Raw genomic sequence first — 17,189 nt, 5'->3', positions numbered from 1 at the left:
GCATGGCCCCCCCATCCGAGATCATCATCGTTCGGCGTACGGCCGAGGAGGAACCCGTTCATCACGGGGGTGTCTGGAAGATCGCCCTTGCGGACTTCATGACCACGATGATGGCCCTCTTCCTCGTCCTGTGGCTCATGAAGATCACGAACGAGGAAACCAAGACCAGCATCGCAAACTACTTCAATCCCATCAGCCTCTCCGAGGCCTTGCCGGTCCGGAAAGGACTGACGGATCCGCAACCCACCTCGACGGATCCGGAACCGGGCACCAAGGCCAGTGAGGCCGAGGCGACTGTCCGGGACCGGTCCGGTAACCTGCCGCCGGGATCCGCGGCTCGGGAACGCGAGCTGTTCCAGGATCCCTATTCTGTGCTGGCCAATCTCGCGGCCGCGATCGAGCCGGACAAGCCTCGGAGCGCCACGATCGGCGATCTCGGCGAGGTGGGACGCCGGGGCGGCGAGGTTCCGCGTGACCCGTTTGATCCTCTGTACTGGCAGGTCACCACCCTGGCACCCGCGCGGGCCGAGCGTCCCGCGTCCGCCGGCATCGCGCCCCCGCCGACCCTGGCCAAGCCGGATGCGCGCGGCGCCGGGACTGTCACGCGCCGGGACGCAGAGGCCAAACCGGGGGAGGCCAAACCGGGGGAGCCCCAGCCTGAGAGCCAAGAGAACGCGGTCAGGGCCGAGGGCGCCATGAACGGGCAAAACCCTGCAGGCGCCGACCTCGCGGCTGCCCAAGCCGCGCTGAAAGCCGAGATCGCCAAGATCTTCCCGCCTGCCGCTTCCGGCACGCCCGGCCCCCGTGTCGACGTCCAGGGCACGCCGGAAGGGCTCCTGATCAACCTGACGGACGACCTGAACTTCAGCATGTTCGCGGTGGGCTCGGCCGAGCCCAGACCGGAGATGGTGCGGGCCATGGAGCGCCTCGCCAAGGCGCTCGCCGCGCGGCCAGGGCGGATCGTCGTCCGCGGCCATACCGACAACCGCCCGTTCCGCTCCGAGGTCTACGACAATTGGCGGCTCTCGACCGCGCGCGCCCATATGGCAGCCTACATGCTCACCCGGGCCGGGATCGATCAGGCGCGGATCTGGCGCGTCGAGGGAGCAGCCGATCGGACGCCGCGCAACGCCGCGGATCCGAAGGCGCCCGAGAACCGGCGGATCGAGATTCTCCTGCAGGGGTCTCCGGGATGAGGGTGACCAGGATTGAGCGGACCCTGCCGGCCGTTCTGGGCCTGCTCGCCACAGCGATCGCCAATCCGGTCGCCGCGGAACCGGCCTCCGCGTCGGTTGCCGTTGCGCGGCCGGACCAGCCCGCACCGTCAGGCCCCGTGCCGGCTGCGCCCCCTGTTCCCGAGCCGTCGGAGCGGAAGGGCACGCCTGTCGAGTGGGTGCGCACGCTGCAATTGCTGCAGGATCGCGTGGCAGCCGGATCGCTGGCCGCTCACGCGAGCCAGCCCGTGCTGATCGCCCGGATCAACGCGGATCTCCTGAGCGCACCGCCCGAGGTCTGGGCCGACCGTCACAACATCCGGTCGGCGATCACGTTCGCTCTCAGCGGCGGCGGCTCGGCGATCCTGCGGAACCTCACCGCTCGGGACGGAATCGGCGAACCCGAGGCGACGCTCGCGCGCGGCGCACTCGCCTATATCGAGGGGCGGGAGGCCGAAGCGAATCGGCTGCTCAGGGATGTCGACACGGCGGATCTGCCGCCGACGCTGGCTGGGGCGGTCGGGCTCACACTGGCCTCGCTGACGGTGACCGAGAATCCGAACCGGGCCATCATCCTGCTGGACGGCGTCCGCCTGCTGGTGCCGGGGACCCTGGCCGAGGAAGGAGCCCTGCGTCGCGAGATCTTCGCCCTCGGGCAGCTCGGCGAGCTGAAGAAGTTTGAGGCGTTGGCGATCCAATACCTGCGCCGGTTCCCACACTCGGTTTATGCGGGCAATTTTCGGCAGCGCCTCGCCTATCAGTTGACCCAGTTCGATGTCGGGCGGGATGAGGAGCGCTTCGCGGTCCTCAACAAGATACTGAACGAGCTCGGTCCGGAGAGCCGGCGGGACCTCTACCTGCTGATTGCCCGGACGGCGATCCAAGAGGGTAAGACGGCTTCGGCTCTCCTGGCTGCCGACAAGGCCCTGGCGCTCTGCGCGCCCGGAAGTCCGGGGGCGATGCAGGGCCGGCTCTATCGAGCCGCCGCCGAGATCGTGAATCTCACGACGTTTCAATCCGGGCTCCAGACTCTGAGGAGCCTCGACAGGGCCAAGCTGACGGCCCGCGACGTCATCCTCCTCGATACGGCCCTGTCGACGGCCGAGGAGATCGGACGCGGGCTGACCGGACGGCCCGGTCTGCCGGAGGCCGACCTCGCCACCGCTAAGCCGGCGCAGGCCGTTGCGGAATCTGCTGGCGAGCCCGCGAGCCTGATCCCGAAAGCGCAAGCCACGATCGATCGGATTGATCTGCTCCTCAGTAAGGCAAGCCCGTGACCACGATCACCGCCGCGGTTCAGAAACCCAGCCCCAAACACGAGCGGGAGGTCCCGCCGTCCCGTGCGGAGGACGATGTCCAGAAGCCGCCGGCCGCCGAACCGAATAGCCGCTTCGGAGCCGTGATGCGTGCGGTCTCGAAACCGGCTGCCGCGCCTCGGTCCGGGACCGACGCGCCCGAGGCGGACGATCCGGATCGTGCGCCCGGCGACAGGGACGGGGCGGACGCCGCTTCCGAGGCAGGCCTTCTCGTTCCGCCTGCTCCGAGCGATGCCACTGCGCTTCTCGCCACGATCCTGAGCGCAGCCCTCGCGACGGCCTCGCCGGGATCCGGCACGGCAAACGGAACGAGTACTGCGGTCTCGATTCCCGACACATCGCGTTCCGGGGCACAGGGCGTCCCGATGGCGACCGGCACAGGCGCAACAGCCGCGCCCGCGGGTTCTTCGGCGGAATCCGGACCCGGTCCGGACTTCGGGGTGGGGGTGGGTGGCAACGTGGCCGCGGGCGTGGCCCCGCCCACCGGATCCGGTCTGGGCGGCCCGCCGAACATTTCGGTGCTGGACCGTGCGGTTCACTTCAAGCCGGTCCGATCCGTCACGGCGCAACGCGTTCCCACGCTGCCGGCCTCCCCAGCGCCGGCCCTCTCAGGCACCGCCGACACCGCAACGCAATCCGACCAGACAGGATTGTCGAAGCTGATCGTCCCTCGGCTTCAGCCTGCCCACCCCGGAGGGGCGGACGGCGTCGCCGACACGTCTCAGCCGGGTCTGGCCGGCTTGCCGGACCAACACGTCGCAGCGGCGGCGATCGGCGCGCCCCGCCTCCAAACTGAGCCGGAGACCCGCACCGCCGACGAGGCGGCTCGGACCGCTGTCGCGGGGCTCGACAAGGGGGACATCGCGGCGCGCGAGGACAGCCGTGCGCTCTTCGGGATCGCCAAGACGATCCTTGAAGCCACCGACCGACGCACGCGGGACGGCAGTCCCATTGCGGGGACGCAGGACCGATCTGGAACCGGCCCAGGCCTGCCCGCGGCTTCGCTGCCGACGATCGCGGCGGCGATCAAAGACGAGATCGACCGTGCGGCCTCTGCGGCTTCGACGGGATCGGAGATGCGGGTCGCCGGCGACCCTGCCGTCAAGGCAACACCGGATGGGCCGCTGCGGACGCTGAGGATCCAGCTCAGGCCCGAGGACCTCGGGACCGTCACGGTGGAGTTGCGGCTCGCGAACGGACAGCTCGAGACGCATCTGCGTGCGTCGCGGCCCGAGACGGCGGCGCTGCTGCACCGGGACTCGGCCATCCTGACCGACCTGCTCAAGCAGGCCCACTATCAAGCGGCAGTCACGGTCAGTCAGAGCCGCCCGGCCGAATCTGGGAACTGGGCCGGAGGCGCGCCGTCACAGGGGCAACCCTCCTTCGCCGACGGCGGTGCCCGGCCGGGCCAAGGAGGGGACAGGCAGCGGCAGGCGGAGCAGCCCCTGCCCGCCGACAGACGGGAAGGAGAGCGGACGGATGAAACGGTACGTCCTCGCGACGGCGGCGTTTATCTGTAGCGCAGTCCCGGTGGCGGCGAATGTCTGCGAGGCCGAGATGGGCCGCGCCTCTGTGCAGTACGGCGTTCCGCTCGGCGTGCTCTACGCTGTCGGCCTGACGGAAACGGGCAAGCGCGGCTCGCTCCAACCCTACGCCATGAACATTGAAGGGGCAGCCTACTTCGCGACCGGGCCGAGGGACGTGATCGCCCACTTCACCGAGGCCCGCCGCAGGGGCGTGCGCCTGATCGACCTCGGCTGCATGCAGATCAACCACCACTATCATGGTGCAAAGTTCGGATCGATCGAGGCCATGATCGATCCACGCGCGAATGTCGATTATGCCACGCAATTCCTACGCGAGTTGAAGAAGCGGGAGGGCAGCTGGACGTTGGCGGTGGCGCGCTACCATGCCGGCCCGCACAACAACGCCGCCCAGAAGCTCTACATCTGCCGGGTGATGGCCAACATGGTTGCCACGGGTTTCGGCCAGTGGACCCCGGCCGCCACGCAGTTCTGCCGGTAACGGTGCGCGTCAGGGGCTGCTTTCGTTATCCGCGGGCGGTGAACCCCCACGCCTCAGCAATGGCGAAAGGAAGCTGAAGGTTGGCCTCGCAGACGATGTCGAACGTCGCGCGATATACATTCATGAGAGACCAGACATCGAGACGGTGATACGCATCGAAAGACACTGAGAACCGCTCCTGTTCGTCACCCCGTCAGAACCGGGTGAAACGACAACACGCGCGGGCGCACAGGGTTCTGCGGCCGGGAGCCGATGCGGCGAACGGACCGCTTGGTCCCCGATGTGGTCCAACGAAACGTGTGGAGGACGCCCCACCGGCGAAGGCATCTCCGGCCGTCTCAGGTCGCTCCCGTCCGCCAACGTCCCGATCCAGATCCCCGGCGGCCAGCGGCCGTCATAAACCGCGGCACGTGCCGTAGCTGACCTTGACCTCGTTGCGATCCTCTGGGTTCAGCTGCGCCTCGACGAAACTCAACTTGCTCAGATCAATCAACAAGAAGTAAACACCGTTCTGGCACTTGATTGCATTGCGTGGCGTGCGCTCATTCAACCGCGGGGATGCGGGTTGGCACTCGTAATAATCGGAGCGGCCAGCGGAGATCACGGTCAGCAGTCCGCCACTGGAGACGAGCGAGAACGTTCGGGGCTTGCGCGGCGCCTTCACGCCCTCCGCCGCGCCTGCCATATCCAGGCCGACCGACACGTCCTCCGTACAGGTCAGCGGGCGGCGCAACTGAGAGGCCGACGGCGCGATGCTCAGCAGGAGGAGCGCGCCAGCGAGCGCTACCCGTTTGGCGATCATCGGTGGGGTGCCCATGATTCGTGGGTAGTTTCTACCGACAAGCTAGGCTGCTGTACGCGGGTGTAAATGCCGCAGGCCCAAGTAGAATCCTTGATCAACAGATATGGCGCGACATTCGATCTCTTCCCGTCGGTGATTTCCGATCGAACGAGGCGCCGGAGCGGAATTCGGCCCTACAGTGCTGCGGCTGGCCGCAGGTCATGGATCTGATATGCCTCTACGCGGCGGAAGACGTCGCGATTCAGGCGTCTCGGTCATCGTGAGACGGCCCAGGGGCCGGACCGCTTCCGAGCCGTCAGTCGTCGGCCGCGTCATCGGACGTTTCCGGATTGTCATTGGCGGCGCCCGCCTCGCGTTTCGCCGCAATCTCCCGGCCGATCTCTAGCAGCAGCAAGCGCGACAGGTGCTGCATCATCGGCGTGCCGTGCAGGGCCATCAGCCGATGTGCTCGGATGGCCGCGCGCGCCATGCGGTCGAAACCATCCTCGTTGGACATGGCGGCGGGGTCGCTCAGTTGAATGCGAGCATACAACCTAAAGGCTAGGCTTGAGTTCGATCGCGGCCTCGGAAAGTGCTCGGCCTCGCGCGTCGATCCGGATCTCCTCGGCGGACGCCGCTCGTGTCCGGCCGCAGGCTTCGATGGGCCCGGGCCGGACGTCCCGGAGACGCCGGACCGGAGAGATGCTGTCGACCCGCGCGCACGATGTCTCGCTACCGCGCGCTCGGCTTTACGGCGTGGGCGCTCCCGGTGCGGCCGCATAGGTCGAGACAGAGGCCGGCAATTGCGCCTTCTCGCGCTGGGCCGATCGTGAATCGCGCTTCTCATAGAAGGCGTTGCCGCCGGCGACAGCCACGTAATGCATGTTGTTGTAGGGGAAGTGCCGGCCCGCGGTGTGGAAGTACATCGCCTTCCCGACCTTCGGGTGCCGCTCGCCTGCCAGGACGGCGTCGGCCGCATCGGCGACCTTCTGGAGGTCCTTGTCCTGCATCGGCTTGGTCAGGACGCCCGGAGCGAACTGTCCCGGCTGGCCCACCACGGCGCAGATGCCGCCCGGGAAGATCGCGTTCTCCAGCCGATTCATGACAACGGTGCCGACGGCGATCAGCCCATCCCCGTCGCTGCGGTTCGACTCGAAATACATGGCCCGACCGAGACAATCGCGCTCGGCATCGCTGACGACCATCGGCGGCTTGTGGCCCGGAATCGACCCTGTCGTGAGCACCGGCGCGCCAGTATTGCAGGCGCCCAGGGTGCAGGTCATCGCGATGACACCCAGGACAGGAGCAATCTTCGTCCTCTCGCTACCCTGCATGCATCTGCGCTCCGTGCTCCTTCAGCCTCGTTCCGCCACGCGGCGGCCGCCCTGTTCGGGCCGGCGCCTCTCACCGACCTGGCGTCGGCCAAGCTTGACTGCACGTTCACGGCGATGATGTGGCGACGGCCAGCTGCACGGCTCAGGTCTCTGGCCTGGTCGGGCAGCCGAGGCGCGGGCACGGCGGTGTCGTGCGCAGGCCACAGCGCGCGTGAACCCGGGCCGGCCCGTTGACCTGCTCCGGGCGCACGACCCATGGTGCCCGCGACGGTTCCCCTCGGGGATCAAAAGGGAATGCGGTGCGGGTTCGACCCAAAGCCGCGGCTGCCCCCGCAACTGTAGCGGTGAGCCTTCGCGTCACCACGTCACTGGGCGGCCTCGCCCGGGAAGACGACGCGAGGGCGGCGACCCGCGAGCCAGGAGACCTGCCGTCTGCCGTGGTCACACGCGAGGTCCGCCGGGCGGGGTGTCCCGGGGGATGCCGGAGACGGTCGCGGGAGCGGCCGGCACGGCCTCGTTCGCGGTGACGTGCCACTGCCGCCGCCCGAGGTCCCGTGTCCCGTCCGTCCGTGCGCTCCGCGCTCCCAGCCCTTGCCGCCTTGGCAGCCCTGACGTCCGCCGCCTCCGCCCAGGACCGGTCCGGCCCCGTCTCCGGCGCCGAGACGCAGCTCGAAGAAATCTCGGTGACCGCCGAGCCGACGGTCCCCGCACGGATCGGCTTGTCGGCGAGCGCCGGGTATGTCGGCGGCACGACCGGGATCGGCGGCCCGCTGCTCACCGTGGACTCGGCCAGCGCCGGCGTGATCACGGGCGCGCAGCTCAACAGCCGGCCGGTGACGCGCCCCGGCGAGGTGCTGGAGGCGGTGCCGGGTCTGATCGTCACCCAGCATTCCGGGGAGGGGAAGGCCAACCAGTACTTCCTGCGCGGCTTCAACCTCGACCACGGCACCGATATCGCCATCAGCGTCGACGGCATGCCGGTGAACATGCGCACCCACGCCCACGGGCAGGGCTACGCCGACCTCAACTTCCTGATTCCGGAGCTTGTCGGCGCAGTCGCGTTCCAAAAGGGGCCATACTTCGTGCGTGACGGCGACTTCGCCTCGGCGGGCTCGGTGCGGATCGACTATCTCGACACGACCGCCAAGAACCTCGCCCTGACCTCGATCGGCTCGTTCGGCTACAAGCGGGCCCTGTCGATCACGACCGTGCCGCTCGGGGAGGGCAACCTCCTCCTAGCAGGCGAAGCTCAGGTCTACGATGGCCCTTGGGTGGTCCCGGACGCGCTGCGCAAGATCAACGGGGTGGCCCGCTACAGCCAGGGCACGGCGCTGAACGGGTTCTCGATCACCGGCATGGCCTACGCGGCCCGCTGGACCGCCACCAACCAGATCCCGGAGCGCGCCGTGGGGGAAGGGCTGATCGGCCGCTACGGCACGCCCAATCCCACGGATGGCGGCGACAGCGGACGCTTCTCGCTCTCGGGACGGTTCAGCGCGACGGACGAGACCGGCGTGACGCGGGCCTCGGCCTACGTGATCCGCTATCAGATGAACCTGTTCAACGACTTCACCTATTTCCTCAACGATCCCGTCAGCGGCGACCAGTTCCACCAGCGCGACCAGCGCATCCTCGGCGGCGGCGAGGTGCTGCACATCTTCCAGGGGGACCTGTTCGGCCGACCGCTGGAGGTCGAGATCGGCGCGCAGACCCGCACCGACTCGATCCGGGTCGGCCTGTTCAACACCGCCTCCCGCCAGTACCGCGCGACCGTGCTCGACGACCGGGTGCTGGAGTCGAGCGGTGCCCTCTACCTGGACACGCGGGTGCGCTGGACCGAGTGGCTGCGCACGAGCGTGGGCGTGCGCGCCGACGGCTACTTCGCCGATGTCCGTTCGGACACGCTGGCCAACTCGGGCAAGGCGACCGACGGGATCGTCAACCCGAAGCTCGGGCTCGTGCTCGGTCCCTGGCTCGACACCGAGTTCTACGTGAATTACGGCGGCGGCTTCCACTCGAACGACGCGCGCGGCGTCACCGCCACGGTGGATCCCGCGAGCCCCCTGTTCAACATCACCCGCTCGCCGTTCCTGGTGCCCTCCACGGGCTACGAGGTGGGCCTGCGCAACCGCTCGCTCCCTGGGCTTGAGACGAGCCTCGCCCTGTTCCGGCTCGACTTCGCGTCCGAGAACATCTTCCAGGGCGATACCGGCACCACCGAGCCGAGCCGTCCGACCCGGCGCTTCGGGGTCGAGTGGACGAACCGCTACGCGGTGACGCCCTGGCTCTCGCTGGAGGGCGATCTGACGATCACCAATGCCCGGTTCTCCAGCTACGACCCGGTGGGCAACCGGGTTCCGGAGACGCCCACCACCATCGCGTCGGCCGGCGTCACCTTCGGCGAGCCGCTCGGCTGGTTCGGATCGTTGCGGTTCCGCTATTTCGGGGGCCGGCCGCTGATCGAGGACGATGCGATCCGCTCACGAGCGACCGCGCTCTTCAACGGCCGGATCGGCTACGCCTTCGACAACGGCGTCAGCGTCTCGCTGGACGTGCTGAACCTGACCAACAGCAAGTCCGACCAGATCACCTACGCGTATGTCTCGCGGCTGCCCGGCGAGCCCGCCGAGGGGCTGATCGACCGGGTGTTCCACCCGGTGGAGCCCACGGCCGTGCGCCTGACCATCGCGGGCCGCTTCTGAGGCCTGTCTGGCCGCGACGAGCCCGGTCGCAGGGGCTCTGACGAGGCGCGCGGCTTCAGTGCTGGCCCTGGCCGGCGGCCAGGATGGTGACGCCCACGGCGATCACCGCGATGCCCGCCAGCATCGTCGGGCTGATCGCCTCGCCATAGAGCCACGCGCCGCCGAGCGCCGCACCGATCATGCCGACGCCGGACCAGATCGCGTAGACAACGCCGATCGGCAGCATGTCCATGCTGGTCGACATCAGCCACAGGGCGGTGCCGTACCCGACCGCCACGATCAGCGTCGGCCCCGGCCGCGTCAGGCCGTCGGCCGCCTTCAGCGCCAAGGTGGCGGTGACCTCCGCGCCGATGGCGAGCCCGAGGATCAGGTACGGATTCATGGGACGGAGAACTTTCGGGCTGGGCGCGCTTCGCGGACCGGGCGGTCGGGGCGTGTCGGGACCGGGTTCGAAACGGATGCCCAAGCAGACGATGCGTCGCGACCGCGGTCCGAGCCTGCGCCGGATCGGTCGCAGACCATCGAGAGTCGCCGCCGATCATATCGCCACAGAATCCATGAACATTTCAGAACCGGCGCCGCTCCCTATCTCTCCGGGTGACCGGGGACTGACGGAGGCTCCCGCCGCGCCCGCAGCCCCGGCCGACCCAGGGCCGGTTTGAGGCTTTCGTTAAGGCCTCCTGATCATCGTGCTGATCATCTTGGCCGCGCGCTGCCGCCTGGGCGGCCCCACGACAGCGACGTTTCAGAGCAGCACAGATCGAGCATGACCGCGTCCCCGGCGATCCCGGATTCTCCGGCCCCCACACGCCGGGGCCGACGCTGGGGCGTGACCGCGGCCGTCGGCGCCGCCGCCGTGGCGGGCAGCGCCTGGACGGCTGCCGCGCTGATCAACGTCCCCGATCCCGTCACCCTCGCGGCGCTCGCCGTCATCGAGCCTTCGGCGGTTGGCCCGTGGTTCCCGAGCCGGGTCATCCAGGCCCCCGCGCGGGCGCGCGACCTGCCGTCCCGGCCGCGCCCGATCCTGGACCGCGTCGCCTGGAAGGGCCGGACGGTCCCGCTCATGGACATGCTGGCGGCGACCCATACCAACGCCTTCCTGGTGGTGCAGAACGGGAACCTGGTCCACGAGTGGCAGCGCCCCGGCACCGGGCCGGCGACGCTGTTCCCGTCCTGGTCGGTGGCGAAGTCGATCGTCTCGCTGCTGGTCGGCGACGCGGTGGCGCGGGGCCAACTCGCGGAGACCGACCGCGTCTCTACCCTGCTGCCCGACCTGAAGAACGGCGCGGTCTTCGGCCAGATCACCGTGCGCAACCTCCTCGACATGGCGAGCGGGATCGCCGTGCCGGAGAACTACGATCCCCGCCACCCCCTGACCGGGACGGCCGGAATGTACCTGACCCGGGACATCGCGGGCTTCGTGCGGGACAACGCGCACCTGGCGTTCAAGCCCGGCAGCCAGGGCCGCTACCGCAGCATCGACACCGAATTGCTCGGCCTGATCCTGGCCCGGGTCGAGGGCAAGCCGCTGGCCGACATCCTCTCCGAGCGGATCTGGAAGCCGATGGGTGCACAGGCCGACGCCACCTGGAATCTCGATCGGCCCGGCGGCCTCGAGAAGGCGTTCTGCTGCATCAACGCGACCGCCCGCGACTTCGCCCGCCTCGGCCTGCTGGTGGCCGACCAGGGCCGGGCGGGCGGAAACCGCATCATCCCGGCCCGCTGGATCGACCGGATCCTGACGCCGGCCCGGCGCGCGGTCGATGGCTGGCAGTACTCGGCCCAGTGGTGGCACGCCCCCGGCGGCAGCGACAGCGACATCTCGGCGATCGGCGTCTACGGCCAGTACGTCTACGTCAACCAAGACACCGGCACGGTGATCGTGAAGCTCAGCGACCATGGCGCCGAGCAGGACGAGGTCGACACGCTGTCGGTGATGCAGGCGATCGCGGCCGACCTCGCGGCCACGGCCCGACAGGATCCGTGACGCGGATCCCTGCCGCGGGGAGACCGCCGCCGCCGGGACGGTCAGGCCTCGGTCGGGCCGGGCTGCGGCTCAGGGGCGCGGCCGGTGATCCGGTGCAGCCGGGCCAGGGAGCGCGCCCGCCAGTTGCGCACGAGCCGCCATCCGACGCGCTTCCAGGCGATGGACGGCACCGATGAGACGGGATCGATCAGGGCGCTGAGCGCCCGCGTGTAATCGAGCACCAGCCCCGGGGTCCAGGTCATGGACCGGGCCCCGTTGCGCAGGAACGCCGCCGCCCAGAATTCCGGGGTGGTCAGCGCCTTAGCGAGCGTCCGCCAGGGATGGCCGCCGCGGCTGAAGGCGCCCTCGGCCGCGACATCGAGGGCCCGGGCCGCCGTCGTCGAGCAGTTGCGGCTGATGAAATTGTAGGTGGTGTTCTGGCGGTAAGCCTCCCAGAACGCCCGCAGCCGGGCGGCGTCGATGCCGTTGAGCGTCACCGCGACGGTGGCCGGGCACCAATCGGCGACCTCCGCCGCGTGGGAGGGCAGGAAGCGGCCGGGCACGTCGTTCTCGGGGCCGGCGCGCAGGCTGGAGCGCAGGTTGACGGGCGAGCGGTCGATCTCCACGGCCGGATAGTGGCTGATGTAAAGATCGTCGCCCTGCCCGAGGGCGGCGTGGCCCGTGGAGAACCGCCCCGCCTTGTCGACGGAGGCCACGTAGCGCCGGATCAGCCGCTGGCCGGCGGGGGTCGTCGCCTGCCCGGTCGGAGTCCAGACATAGACCGTCAGGCTGCCGGGCTCGGCGGCGGGGGCGGGCGGCCCGGCCTCCTCGGCGCCCAGCCGCCGCGTGCGCAGGCCGACCAGCGCGAGGTTGGCGCCGTTCAGGATCAGGAACATCCCGATGCAGTAGCCCACCGTGCCGGCGTACCATGTCGGCCATGGCTGGAGGTGGAACAGGCCGAAGGCGACGCTGAGAGCGCCCAGCGCCACCGAGATCCGCCAGCCCGTGAATTTCAGCAGGCTCGCGATCGTGATCCGGACCACGCCGTCGACCGTGAAGGCGAGGCCGAAGATCATGGCGAGCAGGAAGGTGCTGTGCCGCGTCGCCATCATGATCAGGACGGCCATGATCGACAGCAGCACCCCCTTGAACAGGCGCAGCCGGCGGGCGGCCCCCAGGGCGGAGACGCCGACGGCCAGCGAACTGACGCCCTCAGCGAGCAGGATCAGGCCGAACCACCGATCCGGGACATGGAGGGCGCCGTCGAGGGAGTCGATGACGACGAGGATGCCCAGCAGCGACCACAGCAGGCCGGTCGCCAGGATGAGGTACCAATGCCGCCGCACGGCCGCGCGGCCCACGAGCAGCATCCAGAGGGGCGCCATCCGGCCGCCATCCGCATCCGCGCGGCTCGGCCCGGATGCGGCCACCGACGCCAGGGCGCGCGGGAGGGGGGTCGAACACAGGCCGGACATGAGCGGTCGCCCTCGAAAGCGCGTATGGGACAGCGTCCCCGCAAGGTTCGCCGCTCCCGTCCGACAGGAGAGAACCTCCGGTGCGCGGACGCTCTGCGGAGCGCTCCGGGTGCAAGATCCCTGACTTGCCTGATGACTTTGTTAATCGAGGCCCGGAGCGCCGGCCAGCGAATGCCGAAGGCGCGCGGATAACCTTAACGAAAGCCGATAACGCGTCGGATCACCGTGCCCGTGTGGCCGGAACGGATTCGGTGCCGTCCGACGCTTGGGTCTTCCGCATCCGCCAGCGCAGGCGATCCGGCGGTTGCGCCACGGCCGGCGTGACGCGCCTGTATTCGAAATAGGAAATTATCAAAGCGATCCAGCACGCTGGTTGCGCATATTGCTTCGGTATATTCCGATTAACGCTGAGTTACCTCCCCGTCAGAAAACGTAACCACTCCGAATAGCGAACACCATGATCAGACTAGATGGATCGACTGATCATTGGGTGCCACACGAAGTCCAGACGAAACGAGATCGCTTGGAGCGCGGGCCACGCGGCCCCGCGTACCTACAGGACGCGGCAACCGCATGCCGAGGCTCCGATTTCGGCCGCCGATTCGGATTCTCAGGGCTGATTCGCGGTCCTTAAGCCTGTCATGGCCGCTCTGTTCGCAATCATCACCGCCATGAGGCGGATCGATCTCGGAAGGTGCGCAATATTTGCTGCGGCGACGAACTCGACAAACCTCACGTTGCCGAGCAAGAACACATTGTGTTCAAATATTATCCTAAGATAAACACTGGACAAATTGCCTGAGTTTTGTATTGTTAGGTGCCAATGTTGGCAGATCCGAAGCACTCAGACAGAGATCGTAGCGATAAAAACCGATCACCGTTCCGGTTCATCGCCGATCTCTTCGATACGCTTCGCTTCTCTGTTGTGGGTGGTTCATGGACACTATCAATTTGCATGAAAAATCCGCCGATCCGAACACGGATCTGATCAAATGCACGACATCCCTGGTCGCCGCCTACGTGTCGCGGAACGCGGTGGGTGTTGGCGACCTTTCGGGACTGATCGATCAGGTTCATACGGCGATTTCGGTTCTGCAGGGCGGCGGGTCGGGCGCCGGCTGGACCGGACCGACCGCCGCGCAGATCGAGGCCTCGATCCAGCATGACGGCCTGATCAGCTTCATCGACGGCCGGTCGTACAAGACCCTGAAGCGCCACCTCACCGCGCACGGGCTCACCCCGGAGCGCTACCGGGCGAAGTACGGGCTGCCGGCCGATTATCCGATGGTCGCCCCCGGCTACGCCGCCAAGCGTTCGCAGATCGCCAAGGCCATCCAGCTCGGCCACAAGGCGGCCTGACGAACACACGATCCGCTTCGCTGTCCGCCGACGGCCCGACCGGGCTGCCGGCGGAGCGCCGCGCTCGGACGCTCCGGAGCGCGCCCTGCAGGATGAGCGTCCGGCTCAGCAGGCTGCGCACACGGAGGTTCGTCCATCGGGATCGGCTGGGGGGCCGAGCCCGACAGGCGCTGCGCAGGGCGAAGCGGGTCGTGTGACCGGCAGCGCACAGGCCCGCGGCCCGCCTCAAGCCCCAGCGGGATGCCGGGCGCATCCGCATCCTGCGCCACGCTCGAAGACCCCAACCGTCCGGCAGCCGCGTTCAGGCCTTGGCGACCGCCAAGGTTCCATCATCCATGGCGACAAACCGGATCCCAGCGCGGCGCAGCGCCTCGACGGCGAGGAGCCGGGAGCGGCTTCCCCGGTGCTCGCTGCCTTCCTCCAGGCGCCGAACCGTGGAGTGCGAGAGGCCGCTCGCCTGAGCCAGGTCCATCATCGACCAGTCGAGCAGCGCCCGCGCGGCGCGCAGGTGATGGCCGGTCACCGATTGCTCGAGACCCTCGCGCAGGACCGCCGGCACGCGCGAACTGGCGCCGGCGGGATATTTGAGGCCGCACCGGCCGAGATACGTCCCGTCCGGGTCCCAGACCGGCATGGTGAGGATCCGGAAATGCCAGAGCTCGCCATTGGCGAGGCGCTCATGCGCCGTGCTCTGGAAGAAGCTGCGCCGCGCGATCTGCTCGCCGGCGAGAACTTGGAACGCCTTCCGCTCCTCGGGAACGATCATGAGATAGGGATCGGCGCAGATCTCCTCGAGCGGAAGGCCGTGGACCTGCGAGACTTCGAAGGGCATTTCCCGGACGAGGTCGAGGCCCACCGAGAAGGTGGTGATGTGCTCGGTGAGGTAGAGCGCGCCCCGCCGCCGCCGCTCCTCATGCCGCAGATGGGCCAGTTGCTCGCGATCACTCACGTCGAGCGCCGTGCCGTTGACGGCCACGGGCCGCCCTTCGGCCGAGAAGCGCATCTCCATCGTCAGCGAGAGGGTGCGTATCGTGCCGTTGGGTCGAATCACCCGGGCTATCGTCTCCCGCGGGACATGGCCCTGCCGGACATCGGCGATGGAGGGCAGCAGGCGCCGGTCTTCCGGGTGGATCAGGGTGAGCAAGAGTTCGTAGCTCGCCTTCGCAGCATTCGGGACAAGGCCGAGCAGGCGGTAGAAGCCGGGGGACCAGAGCTGCTCGCCGCCTGCGAAAACCCAGCTCCACGCGCCGCTGACACCGCGACTTTCGGTGATCGTGAGGAATTCTCCTGACGAGAAGGTCAGAGCGCTTAAGGCAGAATGGAACATAATCGACTACCTGGATCGTACCGTTGATCATGCTTCCCGGCCTAGATTGGCCCGCAGTTGGAATGATATTGCTCTAATATTTCTGCGAGGCCTACGCCATCGGTTAAAATCGACATTGTGTATTATTTCATAGCTTCGATTTCTCGGCAACAGGGAGATGTCTCATGATGATTGTCGCTGTCATTCCCGCGAAGGCTCGACATTGCTTTCAGCTCAGAATTGCAACCTGAAAATGTTCATCTATGTGCTTCATTCACTTATACGCGACCACGCCGTTGTCGAACGAAAGACCCAAGGGGATATCAATCGCGGCCCGCACAATGTTCCCTGCCAGATCAGAGCTAATTCATGATTAACTCCTGAGCGATTCGGTGTATAATTCGAAGCTCTCACGCAGAAGCATACGATGTATGCAGAATTATCATAGGATATGCTGCCGGAAATTGACGGCGATGAATATGTTATCGATTATATCTATTCCGATGTGCCACAAATCAATATAAATATTGCGCACAACACTTCACGTCGAACAGACGTATTCCGGATTTGAATAATGGGCTCATCTCCGGCTGGCGGCAGCCTCCGACGCCGGACAGGTAGCCGCGGCCCACGCGACGGGGCCCGATCAGGCGCGAGCGTCCGGCGCGCGATTGACAGGCCGGGCCGCACGGTGCGGAAAAGCGTTGGCCTGTCGGGAGGAGCCGTATGAAGGTTGCCTGCATCGGCGAGTGCATGGTCGAGCTGTCGGAGCGTCCGGACGGGAGTCTCGTCCGCGGCTTCGGCGGCGACACCCTGAACACCGCCCTCTACCTCGCGCGCCTGGGCGTCGCGGTCGACTACGTGACGGCTCTGGGTGACGACATCTGGAGCGACGAGATGGCGGCGGCCTGGAGCCGCGAGGGGATTGGCCTCGATCAGGTCCGACGGATGCCGGGCCGGATGCCGGGCCTCTACATCATCCGCACCGATGCCGACGGTGAGCGCAGCTTCCATTACTGGCGCGAGCGCGCGGCGGCCCGGGACCTGTTCACCGGGCCGGGCGCCGCCGAGACACGGGCCGCCCTCGAGACCTATGATCTCGTCCACTTCTCCGGGATCAGCCTGTCGCTCTACGGCGAGACCGGGCGCGCGGCCCTGTTCCAGACCCTGGCGGACCTGCGGGCCCGGGGCGGGCAGGTGGCCTTCGATACCAACTACCGTCCCCGCGGCTGGCCCGACCGGGACGAGGCCTGGGCGGCCTTCCGCACAGCCCTGGCGCTGGCCGACCTGATCTTCGCTTCGGCGGAGGATCTGGACTGGCTGTTCGGCGAGACGGGCGAGGACGAGGTGCTGCGCCACCGCGGACGCGCCGAGATCGTGCTCAAGGCGTCGAGCGGATCCGCACCGGTTGCCCAGGTGCTGCACGGGGCGAGCGACGTCTCCGTGCCGGCGGGGCCGGCGACCCGGGTCGTCGACACGACGGCCGCGGGGGACAGCTTCGCGGCGGGCTACCTCGCCGCGCGCATCGCCGGGCTGGCCCCAGAGGCGGCCGCCGCCGAGGCACATCGCCTCGCCGGGGCGGTGATCGGACACCACGGCGCCGTGATTCCCCGGGAGGCGATGCCAGCCCTCGCCCTGCCTCCCACTCTTCGGCAGCCCGCTCCGGAGACCTGAGGGCCGCCGGGTCCGGGGCGGCCCATGCCCTTGAGGC

General features: G+C 68.1%; 14 protein-coding genes and 1 riboswitch. Of the genes, 8 read left to right on the top strand and 6 right to left on the bottom strand.

Features of this window, described 5'->3' with window-relative positions; translation table 11 throughout:
- The first annotated feature begins 2 nt into the window (after positions 1 to 2).
- Genes AC3WSN_RS08830 through AC3WSN_RS08815 form a run of 4 tightly spaced genes read left to right on the top strand, consistent with a single transcriptional unit; the run spans position 3 to position 4,555 of the window.
- Entirely contained in the window at positions 3 to 1,196 is a 1,194-nt protein-coding gene (locus tag AC3WSN_RS08830) for a MotB family protein (protein WP_492537359.1), read from the top strand.
- Positions 1,193 to 2,491: a chemotaxis protein gene (locus AC3WSN_RS08825; protein ID WP_492537357.1), complete on the top strand. Its 1,299-nt coding sequence runs from the start codon at positions 1,193 to 1,195 to the stop codon at positions 2,489 to 2,491. The genes AC3WSN_RS08830 and AC3WSN_RS08825 overlap by 4 nt, the downstream gene beginning before the upstream one ends.
- Complete coding sequence (locus AC3WSN_RS08820; protein WP_492537355.1) at positions 2,488 to 4,050, top strand: flagellar hook-length control protein FliK; 1,563 nt, start codon at positions 2,488 to 2,490, stop codon at positions 4,048 to 4,050. The genes AC3WSN_RS08825 and AC3WSN_RS08820 overlap by 4 nt, the downstream gene beginning before the upstream one ends.
- Positions 4,010 to 4,555, top strand: coding sequence for a transglycosylase SLT domain-containing protein (locus tag AC3WSN_RS08815; RefSeq protein WP_238195656.1), 546 nt, complete (start codon positions 4,010 to 4,012; stop codon positions 4,553 to 4,555). The genes AC3WSN_RS08820 and AC3WSN_RS08815 overlap by 41 nt, the downstream gene beginning before the upstream one ends.
- Before the next feature lie 394 nt (positions 4,556 to 4,949).
- On the opposite strand, the gene AC3WSN_RS08810 is transcribed toward AC3WSN_RS08815, so the two are convergent.
- From AC3WSN_RS08810 to AC3WSN_RS08800, 3 genes are all read right to left on the bottom strand, one after another.
- The gene (locus AC3WSN_RS08810; protein ID WP_492537353.1) at positions 4,950 to 5,357 is read right to left on the bottom strand and encodes a hypothetical protein; all 408 of its coding nucleotides are present in this window, start codon (positions 5,355 to 5,357) and stop codon (positions 4,950 to 4,952) included.
- A 295-nt stretch (positions 5,358 to 5,652) separates the two neighbouring features.
- Positions 5,653 to 5,853, bottom strand: a complete 201-nt coding sequence (locus AC3WSN_RS08805; RefSeq protein WP_192709107.1) for a hypothetical protein — start codon at positions 5,851 to 5,853, stop codon at positions 5,653 to 5,655.
- Between the two features lie 232 nt (positions 5,854 to 6,085).
- Positions 6,086 to 6,670 carry a cell wall hydrolase gene (locus tag AC3WSN_RS08800; protein WP_192709108.1) on the bottom strand — a complete coding sequence of 195 codons (585 nt, stop codon included), beginning with the start codon at positions 6,668 to 6,670 and terminating at the stop codon, positions 6,086 to 6,088.
- Between the two features lie 251 nt (positions 6,671 to 6,921).
- Positions 6,922 to 7,117: riboswitch (cobalamin riboswitch) on the top strand.
- Positions 7,118 to 7,224: 107 nt separating this feature from the next.
- Between AC3WSN_RS08800 and AC3WSN_RS08795 the strand changes: the two genes are divergently transcribed.
- A complete protein-coding gene (locus tag AC3WSN_RS08795) occupies positions 7,225 to 9,372 on the top strand; it encodes a TonB-dependent receptor (RefSeq protein ID WP_492537350.1) in 2,148 nt (715 codons plus the stop codon).
- A gap of 55 nt (positions 9,373 to 9,427) precedes the next feature.
- On the opposite strand, the gene AC3WSN_RS08790 is transcribed toward AC3WSN_RS08795, so the two are convergent.
- A complete protein-coding gene (locus tag AC3WSN_RS08790; protein ID WP_192709110.1) occupies positions 9,428 to 9,754 on the bottom strand; it encodes a DMT family transporter in 327 nt (108 codons plus the stop codon).
- 384 nt (positions 9,755 to 10,138) lie between these two features.
- On the opposite strand from AC3WSN_RS08790, the gene AC3WSN_RS08785 reads away from it, so the two are divergent.
- A complete protein-coding gene (locus AC3WSN_RS08785) occupies positions 10,139 to 11,359 on the top strand; it encodes a serine hydrolase domain-containing protein (protein WP_492537348.1) in 1,221 nt (406 codons plus the stop codon).
- Positions 11,360 to 11,400: 41 nt separating this feature from the next.
- On the opposite strand, the gene AC3WSN_RS08780 is transcribed toward AC3WSN_RS08785, so the two are convergent.
- A complete protein-coding gene (locus AC3WSN_RS08780; RefSeq protein WP_373622510.1) occupies positions 11,401 to 12,723 on the bottom strand; it encodes an HdeD family acid-resistance protein in 1,323 nt (440 codons plus the stop codon).
- A 1,026-nt stretch (positions 12,724 to 13,749) separates the two neighbouring features.
- Between AC3WSN_RS08780 and AC3WSN_RS08775 the strand changes: the two genes are divergently transcribed.
- Positions 13,750 to 14,172, top strand: coding sequence for a Ros/MucR family transcriptional regulator (locus tag AC3WSN_RS08775; RefSeq protein WP_192709113.1), 423 nt, complete (start codon positions 13,750 to 13,752; stop codon positions 14,170 to 14,172).
- A gap of 301 nt (positions 14,173 to 14,473) precedes the next feature.
- On the opposite strand, the gene AC3WSN_RS08770 is transcribed toward AC3WSN_RS08775, so the two are convergent.
- Positions 14,474 to 15,499, bottom strand: a complete 1,026-nt coding sequence (locus tag AC3WSN_RS08770; protein WP_492537345.1) for a PAS domain-containing protein — start codon at positions 15,497 to 15,499, stop codon at positions 14,474 to 14,476.
- A 705-nt stretch (positions 15,500 to 16,204) separates the two neighbouring features.
- Here AC3WSN_RS08770 and AC3WSN_RS08765 point away from each other — a divergent pair.
- Positions 16,205 to 17,152 carry a sugar kinase gene (locus AC3WSN_RS08765; RefSeq protein WP_492537343.1) on the top strand — a complete coding sequence of 316 codons (948 nt, stop codon included), beginning with the start codon at positions 16,205 to 16,207 and terminating at the stop codon, positions 17,150 to 17,152.
- Positions 17,153 to 17,189 lie beyond the last annotated feature (37 nt).

This window comes from Methylobacterium sp. FW102-HT35C08, assembly GCF_058790235.1.
Note: the sequence above shows the minus strand (reverse complement) of the source record. Positions and strands in the feature narration are given on the sequence as shown.

Bases quoted from the DNA above. Each gene is read 5' to 3' on its own strand.
- AC3WSN_RS08765 (WP_492537343.1), top strand. From the start codon at position 16,205: ATGAAGGTTGCCTGCATCGGCGAGTGCATGGTCGAGCTGTCGGAGCGT.
- AC3WSN_RS08770 (WP_492537345.1), bottom strand. From the start codon at position 15,499: ATGTTCCATTCTGCCTTAAGCGCTCTGACCTTCTCGTCAGGAGAATTC.
- AC3WSN_RS08805 (WP_192709107.1), bottom strand. From the start codon at position 5,853: ATGTCCAACGAGGATGGTTTCGACCGCATGGCGCGCGCGGCCATCCGA.
- AC3WSN_RS08825 (WP_492537357.1), top strand. From the start codon at position 1,193: ATGAGGGTGACCAGGATTGAGCGGACCCTGCCGGCCGTTCTGGGCCTG.
- AC3WSN_RS08780 (WP_373622510.1), bottom strand. From the start codon at position 12,723: ATGGCGCCCCTCTGGATGCTGCTCGTGGGCCGCGCGGCCGTGCGGCGG.
- AC3WSN_RS08800 (WP_192709108.1), bottom strand. From the start codon at position 6,670: ATGCAGGGTAGCGAGAGGACGAAGATTGCTCCTGTCCTGGGTGTCATC.
- AC3WSN_RS08830 (WP_492537359.1), top strand. From the start codon at position 3: ATGGCCCCCCCATCCGAGATCATCATCGTTCGGCGTACGGCCGAGGAG.
- AC3WSN_RS08790 (WP_192709110.1), bottom strand. From the start codon at position 9,754: ATGAATCCGTACCTGATCCTCGGGCTCGCCATCGGCGCGGAGGTCACC.
- AC3WSN_RS08815 (WP_238195656.1), top strand. From the start codon at position 4,010: ATGAAACGGTACGTCCTCGCGACGGCGGCGTTTATCTGTAGCGCAGTC.
- AC3WSN_RS08775 (WP_192709113.1), top strand. From the start codon at position 13,750: ATGGACACTATCAATTTGCATGAAAAATCCGCCGATCCGAACACGGAT.
- AC3WSN_RS08810 (WP_492537353.1), bottom strand. From the start codon at position 5,357: ATGATCGCCAAACGGGTAGCGCTCGCTGGCGCGCTCCTCCTGCTGAGC.
- AC3WSN_RS08785 (WP_492537348.1), top strand. From the start codon at position 10,139: ATGACCGCGTCCCCGGCGATCCCGGATTCTCCGGCCCCCACACGCCGG.